Origin of the sequence: Collinsella tanakaei (genome assembly GCF_016902615.1) — a bacterium.
GTDB lineage: Bacteria > Actinomycetota > Coriobacteriia > Coriobacteriales > Coriobacteriaceae > Collinsella > Collinsella tanakaei_A.
Genome location: NZ_JACJMB010000013.1, coordinates 20,312 through 42,519, shown reverse-complemented (window position 1 = coordinate 42,519; position 22,208 = coordinate 20,312). Strand labels below are relative to the sequence as shown.

General features: G+C 56.8%; 18 protein-coding genes. 1 reads left to right on the top strand and 17 read right to left on the bottom strand.

All coding sequences use genetic code 11. The annotated features are described in order from the left end of the window. Positions 1-12: 12 nt before the first annotated feature. From H6A21_RS06005 to H6A21_RS05925, 17 genes are all read right to left on the bottom strand, one after another. A complete protein-coding gene (locus tag H6A21_RS06005) occupies positions 13-1,050 on the bottom strand; it encodes an acyltransferase family protein (RefSeq protein ID WP_204561345.1) in 1,038 nt (345 codons plus the stop codon). Between the two features lie 4 nt (positions 1,051-1,054). Further along, on the bottom strand, positions 1,055-1,852 hold the full coding sequence (locus tag H6A21_RS06000) for a glycosyltransferase (protein ID WP_204561344.1): 798 nt from the start codon (positions 1,850-1,852) through the stop codon (positions 1,055-1,057). A gap of 8 nt (positions 1,853-1,860) precedes the next feature. Then, on the bottom strand, positions 1,861-3,081 hold the full coding sequence (locus tag H6A21_RS05995; protein ID WP_204561342.1) for a hypothetical protein: 1,221 nt from the start codon (positions 3,079-3,081) through the stop codon (positions 1,861-1,863). A 155-nt stretch (positions 3,082-3,236) separates the two neighbouring features. Further along, positions 3,237-4,526, bottom strand: coding sequence for a glycosyltransferase (locus H6A21_RS05990; protein WP_204561340.1), 1,290 nt, complete (start codon positions 4,524-4,526; stop codon positions 3,237-3,239). Continuing rightward, the gene (locus H6A21_RS05985; RefSeq protein ID WP_204561338.1) at positions 4,523-5,641 is read right to left on the bottom strand and encodes a glycosyltransferase; all 1,119 of its coding nucleotides are present in this window, start codon (positions 5,639-5,641) and stop codon (positions 4,523-4,525) included. The genes H6A21_RS05990 and H6A21_RS05985 overlap by 4 nt, the downstream gene beginning before the upstream one ends. Positions 5,642-5,644: 3 nt before the next feature. Next, positions 5,645-6,442 carry a sugar transferase gene (locus tag H6A21_RS05980; RefSeq protein WP_204561336.1) on the bottom strand — a complete coding sequence of 266 codons (798 nt, stop codon included), beginning with the start codon at positions 6,440-6,442 and terminating at the stop codon, positions 5,645-5,647. Positions 6,443-6,935: 493 nt separating this feature from the next. Next, entirely contained in the window at positions 6,936-8,381 is a 1,446-nt protein-coding gene (locus H6A21_RS05975) for an LCP family protein (protein WP_204561334.1), read from the bottom strand. Then, positions 8,359-9,177, bottom strand: coding sequence for a sortase domain-containing protein (locus tag H6A21_RS05970; RefSeq protein WP_204561332.1), 819 nt, complete (start codon positions 9,175-9,177; stop codon positions 8,359-8,361). Before H6A21_RS05970 ends, H6A21_RS05975 begins: the two co-directional genes overlap by 23 nt. An 82-nt stretch (positions 9,178-9,259) precedes the next feature. After that, positions 9,260-9,901: a hypothetical protein gene (locus H6A21_RS05965; RefSeq protein WP_204561330.1), complete on the bottom strand. Its 642-nt coding sequence runs from the start codon at positions 9,899-9,901 to the stop codon at positions 9,260-9,262. Positions 9,902-9,984: 83 nt separating this feature from the next. Then, a complete protein-coding gene (gene loaP, locus H6A21_RS05960; RefSeq protein WP_239462696.1) occupies positions 9,985-10,572 on the bottom strand; it encodes an antiterminator LoaP in 588 nt (195 codons plus the stop codon). Between the two features lie 154 nt (positions 10,573-10,726). Continuing rightward, complete coding sequence (locus H6A21_RS05955) at positions 10,727-11,383, bottom strand: tyrosine-protein phosphatase (RefSeq protein ID WP_239462695.1); 657 nt, start codon at positions 11,381-11,383, stop codon at positions 10,727-10,729. A gap of 11 nt (positions 11,384-11,394) precedes the next feature. After that, complete coding sequence (locus tag H6A21_RS05950) at positions 11,395-12,318, bottom strand: CpsD/CapB family tyrosine-protein kinase (protein ID WP_204561328.1); 924 nt, start codon at positions 12,316-12,318, stop codon at positions 11,395-11,397. A 3-nt stretch (positions 12,319-12,321) separates the two neighbouring features. Next, positions 12,322-12,981: a YveK family protein gene (locus H6A21_RS05945; RefSeq protein WP_204561326.1), complete on the bottom strand. Its 660-nt coding sequence runs from the start codon at positions 12,979-12,981 to the stop codon at positions 12,322-12,324. Positions 12,982-13,630: 649 nt separating this feature from the next. Continuing rightward, positions 13,631-15,055: a sodium:solute symporter family protein gene (locus H6A21_RS05940; protein WP_204561325.1), complete on the bottom strand. Its 1,425-nt coding sequence runs from the start codon at positions 15,053-15,055 to the stop codon at positions 13,631-13,633. Positions 15,056-15,270: 215 nt separating this feature from the next. Next, entirely contained in the window at positions 15,271-17,838 is a 2,568-nt protein-coding gene (gene leuS, locus H6A21_RS05935) for a leucine--tRNA ligase (RefSeq protein ID WP_204561323.1), read from the bottom strand. A 588-nt stretch (positions 17,839-18,426) separates the two neighbouring features. Beyond that, positions 18,427-19,341 (bottom strand): hypothetical protein, encoded by a 915-nt coding sequence (locus H6A21_RS05930; protein ID WP_204561316.1) that lies wholly within the window; start codon positions 19,339-19,341, stop codon positions 18,427-18,429. A 596-nt stretch (positions 19,342-19,937) separates the two neighbouring features. Further along, positions 19,938-21,449: an IMP dehydrogenase gene (locus H6A21_RS05925; protein WP_204561314.1), complete on the bottom strand. Its 1,512-nt coding sequence runs from the start codon at positions 21,447-21,449 to the stop codon at positions 19,938-19,940. Positions 21,450-21,661: 212 nt separating this feature from the next. On the opposite strand from H6A21_RS05925, the gene H6A21_RS05920 reads away from it, so the two are divergent. Further along, positions 21,662-22,018: a winged helix-turn-helix domain-containing protein gene (locus H6A21_RS05920; RefSeq protein ID WP_204561312.1), complete on the top strand. Its 357-nt coding sequence runs from the start codon at positions 21,662-21,664 to the stop codon at positions 22,016-22,018. Positions 22,019-22,208 lie beyond the last annotated feature (190 nt).

The window sequence follows — 22,208 nt, the reverse complement described above, 5'->3', positions numbered from 1 at the left end:
GCATAACTATTGTTATTTTCTTGAAGCGGCAGCACATACACATTGAATGATTTTTTGAGCAACGAGGGAAAACACAGCTGTACCTACCAAGACTAAAACATACGTGAATATATACGACGTTATCCCAAATCCAAACAAATGTGGGATTCCAATAAGATTCACTATTTGAAATATAAATAGATGAGATAAATACATCTCCAAACTAATCCGACTGATAAATGAAGTGAATTTATTGGTGAACAATCTATGTTCTCTATGAATAGCAAGCATCATCCATGGAATCCATATAACTAATTGCTTTATGTTAGAAAGCCAGGAAGGAACGCTAATTACTATCAGCGGCAATACTCCAATACAGAGGATTTTAAGAAGTATTGAATTTCGTCCACTAATTCCCTCGATTTGATTTCTATAAAGAAACAGTAACCCACCAGCCACAAAAAACATTGCCTGATAAATAAATCTTCTGTCATCGATCTGTCCATCGGCCTTATGGAAATAAAATATACACGAAAGACTAAGAATTATAGACAGGGCAAAAGCAATCCAAGCTCGTGGTTTTGAACTAAGAAGAAACACAAAATAAGGAAAAAGCAAATAGAAAAGAAAAATTACACCGAGCGCCCATCCCACTCCGATAACCTGGATGTTTAAGTCAGGCAATAGATTGAAAACAAGCGAAAGATTTGCAATGCCCTCCCATAAAGAACTCGAAGCAAAGCGTTCAACAATAATATCAATAATTACTAATAAGGAAAAGAATGGTAGTATTTTTTTTATTCTTCTACTATAAAATGTTTCAACGGATATTTCGCTATTCTTGATTTTTTCAAAATACCCACAGCACATTCCGAATCCGCTAATTATAAAGAATAGGGTTACAAATATTCCAAGTTTCGAAATTGCCAAACTAATTGACGGCTCTATATCGGTATACTCGCCTTTAACATATACATGCATTGCGATAATTGAAAGTGCAGCGATACACCTGTACCCATCTATATCTCTATAAAAATTCTTTTGTATCTTTACGCTTGAACTTGTATTCATACTATTACCCAATAATCTTCCAAAATATACAAACGGCTTTAATCTCTAATATCGATCGCCATCTAAGTGCCCTGGCAATCAAATGAAGATACTCACACAGCCCATAATTCCACGGTTTAGTTTTTCCAACATAATGCAGGACATAGACATCGTTTAAATTATGTAAATAACCATAATGTTGGTACTGAGGTAACAATGTCACAAATTGGTTATAAGACTCGGGTAAATGAAGTTTCGAAATCTGTGGCCAATCTGAATAGTACCAATTTATTACATCCTGATCCCCAATTCCTTTTCCATTAAGCATCTGATTAAGAAACTCACTAGATAGAAGCGCGATTAATTCTTCCTCAAGTTGTTTCTTAGGATGTACTACCATTAATCCAGAATTTAACTTAACCCAAGAATTGTCGAACATATTGCCAGCTTGAACACTGGTCATATGTTCTAGGGAAAATAAACTATCGATATTTTGAATGATTATCATATCGGAATCTAGATATATTATTTTATCGAATTGTTCGAGTCCAAATATTCGTAATTTGAAAAGAGTGTTACTCCAATTAGGTGACTGGTTTAGTGTGTTTTGTTTTCTAATGTAGTCATTAATTTCAACATGTTCAGCAAAAATGACAGATACATCAGCATTTTTTAAATGTCTAATACAATTTTCTGACACAGAAAGAGGATCCACAAGCACGTTGAGGTTATATTTTGACGCCACCATGTGCAGGGACTTATTTAGCGCAATTACTCCTGGAACGTAAGTATCGTCTGTACAAATTGTAATATATGAAAACATACATTCTCCTAGCTCGGTAAATTCTTTCTTCTAGAATTCATTTCAATAATCGCATAATTAATTCCGGTGTCATTTTTACAAGTTCCATGAACTAAACCAAGCAATATATACATTACTTCCCATGCAAATATCGCACTAATTGAATCTGCTGTTATTAAATTGATTAATTGGAAGATTATGAGTATTACACAGTATATATTTGTCCATGCAATATTCATCATGCACGTAATAAATACAATAACTGCAATAGGTGATAGCTCTAAGCACAGCCGAATCAAATACATCTCTAGACTGTGACCCAGTGTTGCTTCCACTGAACCATAGCCAAAAGATTTATAGTTGTTTATAAATAATTCAGTTAGAAAATGAGCTCTTCCCATTGATAGATATTTCAAATTGTAGCCAAAGATTTGAACATCCGGACTAAATGGTAACAATAGATATAAATATATAATTGTTATTAGTGTAAGAACAATTACCAATAAGAATCTATAGCCTCTTGGAATGGCCTTTCTTGTATTAATGATTTTTGGAAGAACAAAGGCGAGTAGGGCAAAGATCATTGCAAGTCTTTTAAATGTAGCTATAGCAAACAAAAATGAAGCAATTGTATCGATTTTATTGTCGCGAATATAGCAGAAAAAGAAGCACAGCATAATTGATAAAGCTGCGAAATCGTTAGACTCAAGGGGCGAAAGCGATTTTGAATAATCTGATGCTGATATAATTTCTTGTATAGTCGTTCCTTTTAAAATTAGTTGGATAACGTATCCACATATTGAAAAATATAATGCTATTCGCATCCCTTTAACAATATCTCCACTATCAAGGGTGTTGAGCACGACATATGCAAATATCATTGGCGTAAAGAGATTTAATAAATCTCTTATCTGCCATGCTGCATAATTCCTTCTGTATATGATTAACACACACGTAAAAAATGCTATAGCTGCAAATAGTGCAAACAATTGCTTAAATTCATTCCAAAAGTTATCGAATCTCCGATTTTTTATCATATAGCCCAGGCCAAAAAAAATTACACCGCCCATTGCCATATACTTAGAATTTGTAATTAACCCTTTTTGACCTAATGTAATGAATATTCCATCTGTTAACGCCTTAGCTATGAACGTTAGCAGAAAGAATGAATAGGTCAGTTGTTTATATACATCAAGTTCCAGACTTCTTATATGTTTTTTTTTCTTCTCTTCTAAATTCTTATCAGTCATATTATCAGCCACTTTATCAATATTCACTCTATAGACTTATATGTTTCACATGTGCGAACTAAACATCACCCAGAAAGCGTTGTATTAGTCAGCGTTATTCTTTATACCCGCGATAATCCAAGAATTCCAATCTTTATTTTCAACTGTAAGCTGCGCTAACACCGTTTAATTTCGATTTCCTTCTGATATATTTCAACAAGACGCTCCATGAAATGACTTTGGTCACAGTTCTCCACCACGTAGTCACGGCAGCGACCTTGCATAGCGCGATACGCGTCAAGGTCACCACAAAACGACACGCCTCGAATAATCGCCTTAGTAAGCGATGAGACGTCACCTGGCTCGCACAAGAAACCTGTCTCCCCTTCGGACACCAGCTCCGGAATGCCGCCGATGCGAGACCCCACGACGGGCGTGCCCGCCGCAAACGCCTCGATTACCGAGAACGGCATGTTCTCCCGGCACATGGAGTTCGTGACCGCGAGAGAGGCTCGCCCGACGTAGTTCTGCAGTCTCTCGCTCCTCTGGTAGCCGACAAGCTCGACGGAGCAGCGAGGGCCTAACGAGCGGACCTTATCCTTCAACGCCCCGAACTCAGGTCCGTCTCCAGCGATTACCAAGCGCCAGCCCTGAAGGAAGGGCATGGCTGCGAGAAACGCATCCAAAAGCATGCCGACGCCCTTCTCCTTGGAAATGCGCCCGAAATAGAGAAGGTAGGGGTGTTCTCGATCAGTCTGATCCAGTCCGCCCGTACGAGCGCGGTCGAGAATGGCGTCGCTTGCAAAGTTTTGCAGAACAGTAACCTTGTCCTCGGGCCACCCACCCTCCAAGAGCTTCTCAGCCATGAAGCGCGATGGGGCTATGACGCGATCAATTCGGTCATTCATATGCCTCGACCGGTTGAAGAAAGCCTCGAGAGCTGCAAGCGCGCTCTTGGAACGAGAACCCTTGATGCATTTGTTCTCGATGCAGTGCCGGTAGCGCCCGTCCTCCAGACAGCGGTCGCAGACCCTGCCCTGCCCGTCAAGCATGAGATAGCCAGGGCAAATGGTAACGTAGTCATGCGCCGTGTAGACCACTGGGATGTGGTGCTCATTCAAGTACGGCACATCCAGAATGGACAGGGTTATCTGCCGGTGCACGTTGTTGAGGTGGATGACGTCTGGGCGGAAGTCATCGCAAAGCGCTTGAAAATTGCGCTTCGCCTCAAACGAGTAGACCAACGCGAGGCCGTCTGCAACCGCCTTGAAGGGGTTTCTAACGTCGTTGTACTCGCGCTGGGTAACGAAGTACCTCTCCTGATCGCACGAAAGATTGTTAGGGTGGTGCATAGAGAAGTAGGCAACTTCATGGCCCATGTCCTGAAGGGCAGAGCCGATTTCAAAGTAATACGTCTCGGCCCCACCCTTGCGATAGTGGAACTTGTTGACGAGCAGTACTCTCACTGATCTCCTCCGTAGAGCTCGAGCGTCCAGCGAACGACGTTGTCCCAGCCGAAGGATTCGCGGGCGCGCATCCGTGCGGAGTCGCCTTTCACCTCGGTTTCCTCCGGGTTTGCAAGAAGGAAGGCGAGAACCCCTCGCAGCCCTTCTGCGTCTCCCTTGGGGAACGTGATCCCCGTCCCCCCGGTCACGTCCGCGCACTCGGGGATGTCGCTCGTGACGCAGCAGCGCCCGTACGCCATGGCCTCCAAAAGGCTCATCGGCATGCCCTCCACGTCGGAGGGCAGCACGTAGCAGTAGGCGTTGGAGTAGAGCTCCTCCAGGGCCTCCCCCTGGACGAAACCCGTCAGGATGATCCGTGGGTCGCCGGCGGCGAGCCGCTCGATCTCGTCAAGGTACTCAGAGGTATCCGATGACCCGCCGGCGATGACCAAGCGCTTGTCGGTGTCGAGACCGCGGAAGGCCTTGATGAGAAGCTCGGGGCGCTTCTCGGGCACGATGCGTCCGAGGAAGAGCACATAAGAGCCTCGTGAGAGCCCCCAGCGCTCGGCGATGACGCGCGCGGGACGCGGCTCCTTGGGCTCTATGCCGTTGGGGATGAAGCGGGTCTCACGTCCATACACCTCTCTGAAGTAGCTCTGGGCCGAGCGGGAGAGCACGATGACCTCGTCGGCGCGACGGGCGGCGTTCCTCTCCCCCATCTTGATGTAGGCGCTCGCCAGCTTGCCCCACTTGGCACGCTGCCAGTCGAGCCCGTGGATGGTCGAGACCGTGCGGATTCCCGCGCGACGCGCGAGCGGCAGCGGGACGCAAGGGCCCTCGGCGTGGTAGTGAATGACGTCAGGATGGTCCTTGATCGCCGCAAGCGTAGCAAAATAGCTTGAACTCAGTGCCGCCATGCCCTTGGCATCTATGGTACGGACCGGCACCACGCGGACGCCGTCGAGCTCGTAGGGCTCGCTCGGCGCAGGCCTGCCGTTGACGTCGGTACCCGAGCGGTCGTAGCAGGTGACCTCGTGGCCGAGCACCGCCATACGGCGAGCAAGCTCGGTCACCACCACCTCCACGCCGCCCTCGCGCGACCCCGTGCGCTTCTGTCCGATCATCGCTATGCGCACGCTCTACTCCCCCTGGAAGGTAAGGACACAGCCCACGGTCTGGATAATAAGCTTGAAATCGGTCCAGAGACTGCACTTCTTGATGTAGAGAAGGTCCAGGTCGACCCACTCGTCGAAAGTGATTGAGTCGCGGTTTCTGCGCGTCTGCCAATAGCAGGTAATACCCTGCTTCACGAGAATGCGCTGGCGCTGGTACGGCGTGTACTCCGCGACCTCGGAGGGCAATGCGGGCCTAGGACCCACCACCGAGAGGTCGCCCTTCAGGACATTGACGAACTGAGGCAGTTCGTCGAGCGAGACGCGACGCAGCACGCGGCCCACGCGTGTCACGCGCGGATCGTCACGCATCTTGAAGACAGGCCCGGTCTTCTCGTTGAGGGCTCTGAGCTCTGCGAGGCGCTCCTCGGCGTCAGCAAACATGCTCCGAAACTTGTAGATGGTGAACTCCCGCCCGTCCTTGGTGACCCTCTTCTGCCTGAAGAGGACAGGGCCCTTCGGGTCGTCGAGCTTGACGGCGATAGCAACAATGGCGAAGAGCCAACAGAAGCAGATCAGGACTATCAAGCTGAAGATGATGTCGAAGGCGCGCTTGACGAAGCGGTATGCGTAACGCCTCGAGAGCCTCTCGGCGGCGGCCACGACCTCGGGGTCGTATCCCTCAGTGTCAGTTGCATTGGCCATCATGGAGTCATGGCAGCAAAATGCTTCGCTTTGGCCACCGGTGAGATCGCCGAGCTCAATCAAGGCGTCATCGTCCCGGGCCGTGGCAGCCGCGGTCCTCCTCATGACGTCATTCGTCATCTATGCCACCACCATAAAGACTTTGAAAGGAGCCGCATCACAGGCGCAGAGAGGCCGTCCCAGGCGGCCCCGTGACCCTCGAAAACGGCGAAATACAGGTATTGAAAACTGCTAGAATGGGCTTGCGTAACCAGGAAAGGTACCGGGTCTGCTTGGCAGGGAAGCAACGTGTTGGCCTTGAATTGCTCGAGTGACGCGTCGATAGCCTCCCCTCCATCATGACCAGTATGCGAATAATGACCAAATAATTCCATTTTCAAAGTCTCAAACCCTAATTTGCGTTTTTACAAGCGTCTCAGCACTTCATTTGTCTTATTAGAATCTATAGTGCCGCTCGACCGTTAACTCTTCTTGGATACAAACATCGATGCTCATGCCAACTCAGAAAACAGAAGTACTTAAGAACGGCTCTTTGCATATTTCTAAGTTCTCAGCTCTCACCAACGCACGCAAACGACATGGCGACCACATCGCACACGAACGCCGCGCTCCGTCACTCCTCAGCAACCGGCGTGTAAAACACATCAAGCACCGTCTGATAGACACTCGCCTGATCCAGCTCATACTCCACATACTGGACACCCTTCGAAGGCGTACCAGCAAGCGTAGTCACATCAAGACTGTCCATACCATGCTCAACGAGCAAGCTTGCCAGATAGGCAAACTCACTTGCCCCGAGATTAGTGAATCCATACTCAAGCGCCGTCTGATACAGTCCGATAAGTACCGCGGGATCACCCTTCGCAGCGGAAAGAGCCTGCGAGAAGAACGCCTGCAAATACTGCGATTGTCGTGCCTGACGATCGAGCGAACTCTCCAAATACGAAGTGTCGCGATACTGCACATATCGCATCGCCTCATATCCGTAAAGCGTCGTCTCTACACCCTCGATAATTGATGTGTCGGGAATCGTAGCCAACGGCGTCAACGTCACGCCACCGATGGCATCGTTAAGAGGACCGATGCCGCTCATGTCGAGCGCCACATAGTAATTCATGGGCATGTTGTACAGGATACGAGACACCGCACGAACGACATTGTCTGCACTCGTCCCGTATCCATCGCCGTAGCTGAACGACAAGGCAAGCTGCATCCTATCCTGGCCGATAAATGCATCGCCAACCTTCTCATCCACATCCACCATGGTGTCACGAGAAATACCGATGACACGCATGCCGCCCGTCTCGGTATCGAATGCCACCACCATCACGGCATCAGCCTGTCCGGCAGCACCGGTGACGCTCACATCAGCGCGACGGTCGTATCCCATGACAACGATTGAAACGATGTTCTCGTTGTAGCGATACGTCGTGCCGTTGTACTCAACCGTCAAACCCTTGTCTTCAGTGGAGGCATCTTCTGCCGTCTGAATGTCTTCCGGATTAGATGCTTCACGAATCGCCGATGCGCCTTGATCGACCATGAATCGCAGGGCAAGGGCAGTACCACCGCCCGTGACCAGCAAAACGGCGACAACGATAATCGCAATCTTTGCCGGAAGAGGCATCTTGCGGCGCCTTCTACGTTTCGTCCCTGCGTGGTTGGTTTCCGGCAATTCAGAGATTACCGCGAAGCCAGAACCTCCACCGGACACATCGCGAGAAGAACGTTCTAGCTGAGATGTCTCCTCCGCTGTGCGCACAACTACCTTCGAGCTTTCACCGCCCTGAGGCTCGTTGCCATCTTGGGTGGTTGCCGCGCGCTTGAAACGCTTTCCTCTGACAGGGGCTTCTTCCACCGCAGGAGAATCAGGCTTCCGTTCTGAGGCCACTACACCGCCCAGATCCGACGAAACCGTAGCATCAACCATCTGTTGTGAAGATGGCTGCTTGAAGTGACGTCCTGCGTGTCGCGAAGTATTATCGTTATGCATGGGGTCAAAATCCACACCCGATGTCATTTTGCTTCCCATGTCATTAGGATGTTTGCTGGTCGTCAACAAGTACCCCTGTCACGATATAGCGATTTCCGCTCGCAGATCCTTCAGTGGGGCAAGTGCTCAACTGCACGATTTTGTCGTCGACGCTGAGCGTAGCCCCCTCGCGAACATTCACCACCATGGATGTGGGAGCGAGCACGAAATTGAAGTACTCCTGCCGCACGTCCACATCACTCATATTGAAGCTGTTGAGGATGTGGCGGTCATCATAGCGATACGCGGAAATGATGCGATACGTCAGGATGTGACCCGGCGTATAGATGTACATCTCCTCATGCTCATCGAAGAACGTTTTGTCCTCGAACCGGTGAAGCGTGCCGAACATCATGCCATCGATGGAGTTATGCCCGTACAGCACCGTCACCGGATCTGAAAAGTCAGTCGCGTTCATGCTCTGACTATAGACGGTCCCGTACTCCGAAAACTCCCCATCGAGATTACGGCGCAGGTAGTAGTTGTCATCCACCTGGCTCTGCGCAACGGGGTAGTCGACATTCGTCCCAGGGATAGTAATCCATGCATACACATCGGGATTCTCAGCCTGGAGCGCAGCGAAGTCAATGGGATTGGCGGGCAGATCCTCAGTAGTTTCTTCCTCGGCATCTTCCTCGGGCCTTGCCAGCTCCTGCTGGCGCTCGATATCCCGCTCGGCAGACATATGGGAAGAAACAAGGTAGAACGCACCTGCCCCGGCAATCAGCACAAGGACAATAAGGGCACCAACCAACAGGATGATGCCCTTACGCTTACCCGTGGTTTCGTTCTCAGACGATTCTGACGTTGAATTCTTATCCACGCGGTCCTCAATCCGTTGTCTCTACTGGACACGGTGCTACCGGCTATGAACTCCAGGATGCATGAACATGCGCAGCGAAAACCTACTTGGAGATCTTCTTGCGAAGCTCGACGGCGACAGCGGCCGCGCCGGCAGCGGCGGCAGCGGTCACGCCAGCGATCGGAAGAATGACAACGCCGGTCGCCGGAGAAGTGGCCGAGGTGTCCTTCACGGTGCCGGTGGTACCGGCAGCAGAAGTGGAACCGGTGGAAGCGCCATCAGCGGAAACCGTGGACTCGTCGACCACGATACTGAAGACGGACAGACGGTCGACATCGAGCGTGACTGTACCATCGGAAGCAACGGTCGTCTCCACGACCTCGCTGGTACCATCGCTGTGGGTGATGTACACCGTCGCCTTTGCACCGGCATACTGGGCGCCAACAGAGAAGGTCAGCGTCAGCTTGGTGAACTGGACGTCGCCCACGGCAACGACCTCGAAGCTCGCCAGCGGCGTCACGCCAGCAGGTACATTGCTGGCAACGGTGGAAACCGGTTCAACCGAGATGTAGCCGCTACCGCTTGCGCTCGTCACGTCACCCGAAACAGAGAGGGCAACGTTCGTGTTCGGAGCGGTCACCGTCGTGCCGTTCGGGCTATTGAACTGGGCCGCCATCGCAACGCCCGGCAGAGACGCCATAAGGACCATTGCGGTAGCGACAACCGACAATACCTTCTTCTTCATCGGCCATTCCTTTCTATCCGTAAAGCGAAACCCTTGTTTCGCTTAAACGACTTATGCAGGAAGAATCTCTCTCCTCCTGCCGTCTAGGTTTTCCTGACAATCTCGACGCCAACCTTGACAACCTTGACGCGCCCCAGTAGGCGCACCTCGATGTAGGCGAGCTGCTTGTGCCGGTCGATCTTCACGATCTGCGACTCAAGGCCGACGAGCGGTCCCTGCGTGATAACGACGCGGTCGCCCTCGATAAACCCGACCGATGGATCCACCACACGTGAAGTCCCGGTCAGCTTATCAAGCCACTGCGTCTCATCGGCGCTGAGGGGAACGATTCTGCCGTTTTGCGCAAGCACCCGCGCGAACGCGGGCGCCTCTCGAATAACACGGGCAATATCCTCGATATCCGTCATTGAGGATTCGATAAATACGTAGCCCGGCGTCAGGAGCTGTTCTGTCATCTCCCAGGTGCCTTTGATCCTTTTCTTGAAACGATATCGCGGCACGAAGAGCTTTCCCCGCAGCCGATCGCCCAAAAGATGCTCGAGCTCTGCCACGGTCTTGTGCTCCCGGCCGGTTACAACCTGCAACACATACGTACGCATGGCATCACCCCCTTGCTCGAATTCCAGCTCAAGCAAGGCTCCGCCCACGGCGAGCCTAAGCGCACACGGCATATTCATTCCCCCGTGGAGACACAACGCGCGCCAGGCGACGATTGCTCACCATCGAGATATGTCATGCAGATTCCCTGCACAAGGCAGTTATCTGCCATAAAGAGACCATGCGTAACGTGGCGGTCTCCTTGCGGCGGATAACTGACTGACTCCCCTACCTGCTGGCCGGTCCACCCAGCCGCTCGCCATAACGCCCCTTCACCTTCTCGAAGGTTCGGTAGTGAGCCGGGCAGTGGGCGTCGCTCGCGATAAGGCGATAGAGCCCCTCGTCGAGCAGATGCTTTGCTGATCGCCGCGTCCGATCGAAGGGTGAGAGCGCGGCGAAGTCAGCCGACGCGCACAGCGCGCATCCCTGACGGACCAGACGCCTTGCCACCTCCGGATCCTGCTGAATGGCCCGATAGCGCTCGGGATGCGCGATGATGACGCTGTAACCCCGTCCACGCAGCTCGAAAATGGTCTGCTCGAACATGCGGTACTCCCTGGAATCCGCACCGACGGGGAGTTCGAGAAGGAACTCCCGCGTGCCCTCGAATGCCAGCCGATCGGCCCACTCCATCCCAAGCTCCATGAACTTGTTGTGGTACACCTCAAAGCCCAAGCTGAGGGGGAAGCCGTCGGCATGGGCCCGAAGCCGCTCAAAGGCCTCGCACATCGCGTTATAGTCGAAGTACGGGTCGCGACAGTGGGGCGTGCACACGATTTCGGTGATGCCGGCGGATTTCGCCGCCCGTAGCATCTCGAGGCTCTCCTCCAGATCGCGCGCACCGTCGTCCACACCGGGAAGGATATGGCAATGCATGTCTCTCATGCCTTACCGCCTCACACCGAGCGGCCGGGTGCCATCCGCTGACCGACCGTACCGCTATGCCTGCCGACCGGCTGCACCACCGGCTCGACACCCGCGGCAGCACTCGAATTCGTTACGAGAGATGCATACTCGAGCGTTGCGCCGGGATCAGCCTTACGTACCTGCTTTGGCTGAGCGACAACAGGTTGGGCGGCGACTTTGTTCATGTCGACACCCTGGTCCTTCGGAAGTGACGGGCCCTCATGACCGCTGCCCCCAGCTGACCCGCGCTTGCCATCCTTGCCGTAATAGGAGTAATAACTGTTGGTCTCCATATCACACATGTTCATGACGACACCCGCCACATGCGCACCGGCCTTCATGAGCTGATCGTATGCGGCAACGAGCTCGCCGCGCTTGACGAAGTTCTCGCGCACGACCATCACGGTCGTATCGGCAAGCTCGGCGATGACGGCAGCGTCGACGAACGCCCCCACTGGCGGCGTATCCAGCAGCACGTAATCGAATTTCTGCTCCATGACGCTCATAAGGCTACGGAAGCGCATGGAGGACAGGATGTCGGAGGGATTCGGAATCTGAGGCTCGGAATCGAGGAAATAGAGGTTACTCCACTTGGTCTGGACGACCGCCTGCTCCAGCTCGACCTTGCCGGACAGCACGGCATAGATTCCAAAACGGGCGGTCGTACCCAGAACATGAGCTGCAGAGCGATTCCTCATATCGCATTCGACCACCAGCACGCGCTTGCCGCTTGAGGCAATAGCGCGAGCAAGGTGATAGGTGACCGTTGTTTTGCCTTCATCAGCAACCGAAGAGGTCACGACGATGGACTTGATCGGCTTATCCACACCGCCGAAGCGGATGTTCGCCAGAAGCGTGCTCGCAGCATTTTGCAGAGCGCGCTCGTCGGCATCAGCGTTCCTTCTGCGTCCCATGCGCTATCGACCTCCCTTCACCTGGGGAATGCGCCCGATCACGGGCAGACCCAACAGCTCCTCGACCTGCTCCGCATTACGAACGCGCGTGTTGAGCATGTCGACAAGAACAACAATCGCCACAGCGGCGAGCAGACCGGCCATGAAGGCAACGGCAACGTAGAGCACACGGTTCGGGCCGCTCGGGCTGTTGGGCACAGAGGCGAGGTCGACGATGTTCACGCTCTCGACGTTCATGACTTCCTGAGCGATCGACGACACGTTGGTTGCCAGGGCATTGGCAATATCCGCCGCGACCACGGGGTTCTCGCCCGTCACGGATACCGACAGCACGCGCGTCGTGGTCTCGCTTGAAACGGAGATGTCGAAGTCACCGAGATTTTCGAGGCCTAGCTCTTGCGCCGCATCAGCCACCACACGGTTGCTCGTCAGCAAGGTGGCAACGTCGTTGGTGATCATCTGACTGGCGGACAGGTCCGTGGACAGAGCCGATCCGCCCTGATCCTCCGATGACGCAAGCACGTACATGCTCGTGACGGCCGTATATTCGTCTGCCATCATGAAATACGCAACGAAGAACATGGCGACCGCGCACACCACGGGAAGCACGATCACGAATTTGAGATGCTTCCGAAGAAGCGTGAGCAACTCGAGGAGCGTCATGCGACATCACTCCCCCAGCCCATGCGTCCAGGTGCGCACATATTGATTTGTCGGGTGGATTCCAAGAGAGGCAGTGCCGTGCTCTCATGTACCGGGAATGAGAAAACCGCTCCGCAGGATACTCCGCAAGCAGCGCGAGCACCTACCGTATGGAGCGACCCCCACCCATTACGATTTTTTGTTTGCTGAGGCGAAGCCACGGGCTGCTCTCCTCTACTCTCTTCCGAACGGATGCGAACAAAGTCTCGGAATCCGATCATATCACACATGAGACCTTACCGCATTCAAACGTAAACTATACGTACCTTCAGTCCATAACCATAGCATAGAACCAAGAAAAGTGCGATTTGATAGCACAGGGGTAACATATGGCCTTCTGTAGCTCGATATGACCAACTACGCGACAATCCACGCAGCATGTTGCCAAAGACATGATATCGGCTCCGACCTGCTGATACCAGGTAAGTTTACGGTAAGCACTTGTCCTCATCGGGGACGGGGCAGTTCGGTGCCATCGGGGCGCAGCCGCGCCCCGATGGCACCGAACTGCCCCGTCCCCGATGAGGATACGGCGCGCTATCCACACGCAGCAAGAAGCCCCGCGCAGGCAGGGGCTTCGGTGGTCCGTATGGGTAAACGGCGCTTTACGCTACTTCTCCAGGTAGGCTGACGGCGCTGCGGGCACGCCGCGCTTCCACTCGATGGCGTTCACGATGAAGAACACCACGACGGAGACCGCGCAGCCGAACACGACGGGCAGGATACCGAACAGGAAGTCGCCGCCGGAGAGGATCTGCCAGAAGACGAAGCCGATGGTGCCGCCGATCAGCGAGATGATACCGGAGTTCTTCGTGGCGTTCTTCACCACGAGACCCAGGCCGTAGGCGGCAAACGGGCCGGCGCAGCGAATACCGAACGCGAACGTGTTCATGGTCACGATTGGGACGCCGAACATCGAGATGCCGATGGCGATAATCGCGAACACGACGTTGCAGGCGCGGGTGTAGAACACCGTCTGCTTATCGGTGAGCTTTCGGCCGCCGTACTTCAGGTACAGGTCGTTCATGATGATGGTCGACATGCACAGCAGGTTGGAGTCGGCCGACGACATGGTGGCGCAGATGATGGCCGCGCAGACGATGCCGGCGACAAACTCGGGAGCGTGCGTCGTCGTGACCTCGAGCATGGCGTTGGCGCCGGCATTCGGCAGATCGGGCATGGTGGCGGCGGCGCACAGGCCGAGCAGGGTCGGGAAGAACGCCATGGCGGCCATGAGGACGGCGGACAGCCAGGCGGCGTGCGTGGCGGTCTTCTCGTCCTTGGCGGACTCGAAGCGCGAGACCATCTCGGGGCCGGCCAAGAACGTGCAGAAGTAGTTGAAGATGTAGCCGATGATCGTCACGACGCCGATGGTCGTGAAGTCGAGCTTCGCCGGCGGCAGGGCCGCGGACACGGCCTCCCAGCCGCCGCAGCCGTTGATGACGATCGGCGTCGCGATGGCGAGGCCGACGAGGATGACGCAGAACTGGATGAGGTCGGCCACCTGGTCGGCGATCATGCCGCCGAACGTGGTGTAGAAGATCACGACGAAGCCCGCGGCGACGAGTGCGACGTTCGTGGGGATGCCGAGCAGTGTGGAGACGACGCTTCCGGCGGCGGCGATCTGCGAGGAGGTCAGGCAGAACAGCGACAGGACCGACAGCACAGCGGTGATGGAGCTCGACACGTTGCCGAACCGGCGCCCGACGACTTCAGGAATCGTCACGGCCATGGTCTTGCGAATCTTCGGCGCGAAGTACGCGAGCGGGATCATGGCGATCGACGCAGCGAGCACGTACCACACGGCGCTGATGCCCCAGTCGCCATAGGCGCGCTGCGCGAGACCGGTGGTGGAGCCGCCGCCGATGTTGTTGGCCGACAGCGAGAACGCGACGAAGAACAGGCCCATCCTGCGGCCCGCGATCATGTAGTCCTCGCTGCTCTTGATGTTGAGCTTGCCGACGATGAAGCCGATGCCCAGCATGACCACAAGGTAGACCACTACGATGACCAGCGCTTGAGTCTGAAGATGCATGTCATCCCCTCTTCCCTTTTCCGATGACGTGATACAGGCAATAAGAATTTATTGCATCTGATAATGAAATCTTAGAACTATCATCACCGTTTGAACCCATTTGATGGGTGAACGGTCGCTTGGGACACGCGAATGTAACAAAGGGGCCGGGCCGCGATCCGTTGCGCTACGGAATCGCGACCCGGCCCTTTATGCACCTTGGCTGGATAGACGGACTACTTCAACACGAGGTTCACGAGCTTGCCCGGCACGCAGATGGCCTTGACGAGCGTCTTGCCCTCGAGCCACTTGGCGGCAGCCTCCATGGCGGCCTGCTGCATCTGCTCGGTCGTGGCGTTCGTGGGCACCGTGGTGTGCGCGCGCATCTTGCCGAGCACCTGGACGGCGATCTCCACCTCGTCCTCGACGGTCTCCGCCAGATCGAACGCAGGCCAGCTCGCCGTGTAGGCGTAACTGTCGTGGCCGAGCGCGGCGTGCCACAGCTCATCGGCCCAGAACGGGCAGATCGGCGCCATGACCGACACGATGTCGGTGGCGACCAGCTGGCAGAGCGCGCCGTCGAGCTCCTCACCCGCGTTGATATAGGCGCTCGCGGCGTTCACGAGTTCCATGATCGCCGAGATGGCGGTGTTGAACTGCTGGCGGTCGAAATCCTCGGTGCACTTGGCGATCGTGCGATGGCGCTCGCGGTAGAGCTTGAGCGCGGCGGCGGACAGTGTGCCCTTATCGAGCGCAGCGTCGGCATCGGCGGCGTTCGCGAGCGTCCAGACGATGCGCCACGCGCGCTTCAGGAAGCGGTTCGCGCCGGCGACCGCGTCCGGATCCCAGTCGAAGTCCTTCTCGGGCGGCGCGATGAAGAGGATCGCCAGGCGCATCGTGTCGGCACCGTAGGGCTCGATGACGCTCGAGGGCGGCACGACGTTGCCCTTGGACTTGGACATGGTCTCGCCGTTCTCGTCCTTCACCATGCCCTGGCACAACAGGTTCGTGAACGGCTCGTCGACGTCGAGCATGCCCATATCGCGCAGCGCCTTCGTGAAGAAGCGCGAGTACAGCAGGTGCAAGATCGCGTGCTCGATGCCGCCGATGTAGTTGTCGACGGGCATCCAGCGGTCGGCCGCCTCGCGCGAGAACGGCAGCTCCTCGTTATGCGGGTCGCAGTAGCGCAGGTAGTACCAGCTGGAGCACGTGAAGGTGTCCATGGTGTCCGTCTCGCGGCGGGCGGGACGGCCGCAGACCGGACAGGTCGTCTCGTAGAACTCCGCGCACTCGGCGAGCGTCTCGCCCGCGCCGAGGTCGAGGTTGTCGGGAAGCATGACCGGCAGCTGGTCCTCGGGCACCGGCACGATGCCGCAATGCTCGCAGTGGATGGCCGGGATGGGGTTGCCCCAGTAGCGCTGGCGGCTGATGAGCCAGTCGCGCAGGCGGTACTCCACCTTGCGGCGACCGGTGCCGGCGGCCTCGAGGTCGGCGACGATGGCCGCCTCGCCCTCGGAGTGCTTGCCGCCGCGCATGCCGGTGTACTTGCCGGACTGCACGAGGGTACCCTCGGCGGCATGCGCGCTGTCCCAGTCAACCGTCTCGGCATGATAGGTGTCGATGGACTCGCCGGCCTCCTCGAGCGCAGCGAGCTCGTCGTCCATGAGGATGATCGGCACGATGGGCAGGTCGTACTTGCGGGCGAACTCGAAGTCGCGCTGGTCGCCGCAGGGCACGGCCATGACCGCACCGGTGCCGTAGTCGGAGACGATGTAGTCGGCGACCCACACGGGCACCTTCGTGCCGGAGACCGGGTTCACGACGTAGCGACCGGTGAACGCACCGTGCTTCTCGAGCGTGCCCTGGGCGCGCTCGACGGCGGAGATCTTTTTCGCGCCCTCGACGATCGCCATGACGTCGTGCTCGTACTCGGTGCCGCACACCAGGTCGTGAAGACCCTCGTACTCGGGAGCGAGCAGGAAGAACGTGCAGCCGAACAGCGTGTCGGCGCGCGTCGTGAAGACGGTGATCTTGCCCTCGTCGCCCTCGATGGGGTTGCCCTCGGCGTCGCACAGCGTGAAGTCGACCTCGGCGCCCTCGGAGCGGCCGATCCAGTTCGCCTGCATCTGCTTGACGCGCTCGGGCCAGCCGGGCAGCTTCTCCAGGTCGTCGAGCAGCTCCTGGGCGTAGTCGGTGATCTTGAAGTACCACTGCTCCAGGTCGCGCTTCTCGGGCTCGGAGCCGCAGCGCCAGCACTGGCCGTCGGTCACCTGCTCGTTGGCGAGCACCGTCTTGCAGGTGGGGCACCAGTTGACCGGGCTCTTCTTGCGGTAGACGAGGCCGCGCTCCCACATCTTCTCGAAAATCCACTGGCCCCAGCGGTAGTAGTCGGGGCTGCAGGTCTTCACGAGACGATCCATGTCGTAGGAGAAGCCCATGCGCTTCATGGTGGCGAGCGCCTGGTCCATATTCTTATAGGTCCACGCGGCGGCCTGGGTGTTGTGCTTGATGGCCGCGTTCTCGGCGGGCAGACCGAAGGCGTCGAAGCCGATCGGGTGCAGCACGTCGAAGCCGCGCATGCGCGCCTGGCGCGCCATGGCGTCGCCGATGGTGTAGTTGCGCGCATGGCCCATGTGCAGATCGCCCGACGGGTACGGGAACATCTCCAGCACGTACTTCTTCGGTTTGTTCGGATCGATGTCGACCGCGAAGACGTTGTCGCGGTCCCACGCCTCGATCCACTTGGCCTCGATCGCAGCCGCGTCGTAGGCGGGGATCTCCTTATGGTCGGTGCAGTCGCACATACGGGCTCCTTTGCGGATACGGCGAAACGAAAAGCACGGCCCCGTCCGCCGTCGATACGGTAACGTTCCAGATTCTAGCAAAACTGCATGGACCGCACGCGACGACCCGGTTATTTAAAGATCGATGGGGCGCACGGGCGCGGGCTTGCGGGTGCCCGGCCCCGCCCGGCAGCCATAAATCGCGCCCAACCGCCCTGGCCGCCCTTCGCGCGGAGGGTGACGCCGGTCCATGTGCAACGTATTACCGTTATTAGGTTGGCCAGATTCAACGCTCGTACTCACGGCATTCAAGGGGGCCTCGTTTTCGCAGGTAAATCACGTGCAGGGGTTCGTTTGCGGTGGCCAGGTCCCCAAAGGTCGAAATCGGGCGCCTAATACCGTCAATACGTAGCAGTCGCCTTGTCATCCTCCTCCCCCGGCAAGACTCCCGCCACGGGAAACACAGGCTTGCGGGTTTCGCTGGCGGAGCTGCAGACGTTACGGCTGCATGCGAGAAGCAAGGAAGACGCATAGGCAGGGCGCCGGCGCTGCACGCGTCCGCGCACCCGCAACGAGCGCGCCAGCTGCAGGATGCATTGACCAGCGTTTCTAGAAGGGCATCCGGGATACCACGACCTCCTGCCACACCCGCTCCTGGCGTTCGCGGTACTCCGCAAGAAGGCGTCTTCCCTCCGCGCTGCCGCGGGCGACCTGCAACGGGGGCCGGCTCCGGAGCTTCAGGGCACGTCGGGCGCGATCACCCAACAGCCGAAGGTAGGTGATGTCATCTAGGTCGGTGGTGGATACCGAGAAATGGAGAAGGTTATCGACCGTGGCGATGGAGTTCGTCCGCCGCCGGTCCTCGAGGGCTTTCTCTGAGCCCGCATGCACAGAGTCGGCATCGTAATCGAACGCAACGGCAAGGAGCCCGCCGTCGATCAGGGACCGCGAGATCAAAATGTCCGGATAGCGCTCCTCATAGCGCGCATGCCCCAGCATATCGACGCCCCCGAACACCCGGACACGCGGGTTCATCGTGACATCCCCCAGGCTCATGCCCCCGAAACGAACGGGCATGCCATAAAACAGCGCCAGCCCCGATTCCTTGGGAGACCGCGAGCGCTCCCACACGAAATCGAGCGCGGCCGCCGCCCGTTTGCGGCCGCAGACGCGAGCCGCTCGCTCGACATAGTTCCTCAAGCGCGCGACCGTCGTCACGCGAGCATCGGAGCTCTGGCGCTGCAGCACGCCGCCCACAGAGAAGGGATCGAGTCGGTAGTCGGCGCAAAGCGCCATGCCGACATACGCTGCCATCTGCATCGATGCCCCGTAGGCGAGCTGGACATACGTCAGCTCCGGGCTGGTGACGTAGAGCTCCACGTCAATGGAGCCGCTCGGGACCTGAATGAACGATCCGGCCGGTAGGTCGCACGTGCAGAGATGGGCGACCGCATCGGCGTTGCGGCGCAGGTCGCCCGGCCGCTCCACGAGAAAGTCTACCGGCCCATCATGCAGATCGAGCATGAAGCGAAGCTTCTCTCGATACGAGGCAGGCGGAACGCACGCGCCGGTGATGCCGGCGCGCGACGCACGGTCCCCCGTGGTGCGAGGAGTCGCATGATGGACGAGCCACGCGCAAGCCGATGTATGTGAGACAATGCACTTCATGGATTGAATATAGCATATTATTTTGCTGCTTTATGTTTTGTTTTACGTTTTATATCTCTTTTTTTCTGATACTTCATGCCGAGAGCCCTACACTGTCGGACATGCGGCACTTGGCCCACCTCACGAGGAGGCTACCGGGCCGGGATGTGCAAGCTATTTCCGACATTAGGCGCTCTCAGCGGCGCATCGAATCCAAGAACACCCTCCTGACAGTTCCGACCTGCGCAAACACGCCTGACTTACATGCCTTCTGCCCAAGCCCCTAAAAACATGGACCTAATATCGTCGTAGAGAAGCAACACGGACGCGTCCCGCAACCTCGCGGACAACCACCCCAGCGACATGGCCGCACGAACAGCTAGATCGGCATAGAAAACGGGGTCCGCGGCCCATATGCCGCAGACCCCGTTACGCACTCAAAGAGAAAAACGGATGCGCAGGATGGCGAAATCCTAGTTGTAGCTCACCGACTGCTGCGAATCCTTCACGACGACGTCGTGCGCACCGCCCTCGACGATGGACGTCGAGGAGACGAGCGTCAGGCGCGCCTTGTCCTGCAGCTCCTTGATGGTGAGCGCACCGCAGTTGCACATCGTGGACTTGATCTTGTAGATCGTCTGGCGCACGCCCTCCTTCAGGGAGCCGGCGTAGGGCACGTAGGAGTCGACGCCCTCGACGAAGCCGAGCTTCGTCTCGCCGCCCTGGTCGTAGCGCTGCCAGTTGCGGGCGCGCGCAGAGCCCTCGCCCCAGTACTCCTTCATGTACTGGCCGTTCACGTTCACGCGCTCGGTCGGGCTCTCGTCGAAGCGGGCGAAGTAGCGGCCGAGCATCATGAAGTCGGCGCCCATGGCGAGCGCAAGCGTCATGTGGTAGTCGTAGACGATGCCGCCATCGGAGCACACGGGCACGTAGATGCCGGTCTCCTCGAAGTACTCGTCGCGCGCGCGGCAGACGTCGATGACCGCCGTGGCCTGGCCGCGGCCGATGCCCTTCGTCTCACGCGTGATGCAGATGGAGCCGCCGCCGATGCCGACCTTCACGAAGTCGGCGCCGCAGTCGGCAAGGAAGCGGAAGCCGTCGGCGTCGACGACGTTGCCCGCGCCGATCTTGACGGAGTCGCCGTAATTCGCGCGGATCCACTCGATGGTGCGCTTCTGCCACTCGGAGAAGCCCTCGGAGGAGTCGATGCACAGCACGTCGGCGCCCGCCTCGATGAGCAGCGGCACGCGCTCGGCGTAGTCGCGCGTGTTGATGCCCGCGCCGACCATGTAGCGCTTGTTGGCGTCGAGCAGCTCGTTGGGGTTGGTCTTGTGCGAATCGTAGTCCTTGCGGAACACGATGCCGACCAGGTGATCGTTCTCGTCGACGCACGGCAGCGCGTTCAGCTTGTTGTCCCAGATGACGTCGTTGGCGCGCTTGAGGGTGATGTTCTTATCGCCCACGATGAGCTTCTCGCGCGGCGTCATGAACTCCGCGACCTTCTTGGAGTGGTCGTCGCGGGAGGGACGGTAATCGCGGCTCGTGACGATGCCGAGCAGGCGACCGCGCGGCGTACCGTCGTCGGTCACGGGCATGGTGGAGTGACCGGTCCTGTTCTTCAGGGCGATGACCTGCTCCATGGTCATGTCGGGCGTGAGGGTGGAGTCGGACTCGACGAAGCCGGCCTTGTGGTCCTTGACGGCCTTGACCATGGCCGCCTCCTGCTCGGGGGTCTGGTTGCCGTAGATGAACGACATGCCGCCCTCGGTGGCCAGCGCGATACCCATGCGCTCGCCGGAGACGGACTGCATGATGGCGGAAACCATGGGGATGTTCAGGCTGATCGCCGGCTCCTCGCCGCGCTTGAAGCGCACGAGCGGGGTCTTGAGCGAAACGTTCGCGGGGATGCACTCGGAAGACGAATAACCAGGAACCAGCAGATACTCAGAGAACGTGTGGGACTCGCCGGGGAAAAACATTGCCATAGGTACTCCTCTTCAGATCGTGGTGCGATCCAGGCACGAGCACAGCGGCACGTGCCACGCCGCACGGTTTCGCGGATGGACCGTATGAGCGGTCCTCGGCTATTGTAGAGCAATCGCCGCTGCTACAATGCTATGGGTAGGAACTTCACGCGGATTTTGCGGCGTGTGTGGCAAAATGCGAGCGAGGGCTTTAGCGTAAGGGAGCGCACCGGATGACGATCAAGCCGAAAACACGCCTCACCTTCATCAGCGATGAGAATCTGCCCGGCGCATTCGGCCACGGCATCGCCCTTCTCATGGAGGGTGTCGAGCAGGAGCACTCACTCAACCGCGCGGCGAAGCGCATGGGCATGGCGTACTCGAAGGCCTGGCGCATCATCAAGGAGGCCGAGGCGCAACTCGGCTATGAGTTGCTCGCCCGCGACGGCGCGCGCGGGTCGACGCTCACCCCGCAGGGCAAGCGCGCCCTGGAGGTCTACCGCAGCATCCAGCAGGAAATGGACGAGCTGTTGTGCCGGCGCGCCCATGAGCTCGAGCCGGAAAGCGTCTTCGACGACCAAGGGAAATAGCGCGGCCACGGACGCTAAGGGGGCGGGCGCGTCGCAGCTCGGCGCCGGCAGGATCCCGCCGGCACGCATGGACCCTGCCGCGCCGCGCCGTCGCAGGTCCCGCACTCCCCCTGCGCCCTGATCCCGCCACACACGCGAAGCGTCGCATCCACCGGCATCGCATCCGTTTCAACTCTCGGTTCCCATGCCG

Excerpts from the sequence above, each read along its gene's own strand:
- loaP (WP_239462696.1), bottom strand. The coding sequence starts at position 10,572 with ATGCCGTGTGCGCTTAGGCTCGCCGTGGGCGGAGCCTTGCTTGAGCTG.
- H6A21_RS05965 (WP_204561330.1), bottom strand. The coding sequence starts at position 9,901 with ATGAAGAAGAAGGTATTGTCGGTTGTCGCTACCGCAATGGTCCTTATG.
- H6A21_RS05995 (WP_204561342.1), bottom strand. The coding sequence starts at position 3,081 with ATGACTGATAAGAATTTAGAAGAGAAGAAAAAAAAACATATAAGAAGT.
- H6A21_RS06000 (WP_204561344.1), bottom strand. The coding sequence starts at position 1,852 with ATGTTTTCATATATTACAATTTGTACAGACGATACTTACGTTCCAGGA.
- H6A21_RS06005 (WP_204561345.1), bottom strand. The coding sequence starts at position 1,050 with ATGAATACAAGTTCAAGCGTAAAGATACAAAAGAATTTTTATAGAGAT.
- H6A21_RS05980 (WP_204561336.1), bottom strand. The coding sequence starts at position 6,442 with ATGACGAATGACGTCATGAGGAGGACCGCGGCTGCCACGGCCCGGGAC.
- H6A21_RS05920 (WP_204561312.1), top strand. The coding sequence starts at position 21,662 with ATGACGATCAAGCCGAAAACACGCCTCACCTTCATCAGCGATGAGAAT.
- H6A21_RS05955 (WP_239462695.1), bottom strand. The coding sequence starts at position 11,383 with ATGAGAGACATGCATTGCCATATCCTTCCCGGTGTGGACGACGGTGCG.
- H6A21_RS05950 (WP_204561328.1), bottom strand. The coding sequence starts at position 12,318 with ATGGGACGCAGAAGGAACGCTGATGCCGACGAGCGCGCTCTGCAAAAT.
- H6A21_RS05925 (WP_204561314.1), bottom strand. The coding sequence starts at position 21,449 with ATGGCAATGTTTTTCCCCGGCGAGTCCCACACGTTCTCTGAGTATCTG.
- H6A21_RS05940 (WP_204561325.1), bottom strand. The coding sequence starts at position 15,055 with ATGCATCTTCAGACTCAAGCGCTGGTCATCGTAGTGGTCTACCTTGTG.
- H6A21_RS05945 (WP_204561326.1), bottom strand. The coding sequence starts at position 12,981 with ATGACGCTCCTCGAGTTGCTCACGCTTCTTCGGAAGCATCTCAAATTC.
- leuS (WP_204561323.1), bottom strand. The coding sequence starts at position 17,838 with ATGTGCGACTGCACCGACCATAAGGAGATCCCCGCCTACGACGCGGCT.
- H6A21_RS05930 (WP_204561316.1), bottom strand. The coding sequence starts at position 19,341 with ATGCTCGATCTGCATGATGGGCCGGTAGACTTTCTCGTGGAGCGGCCG.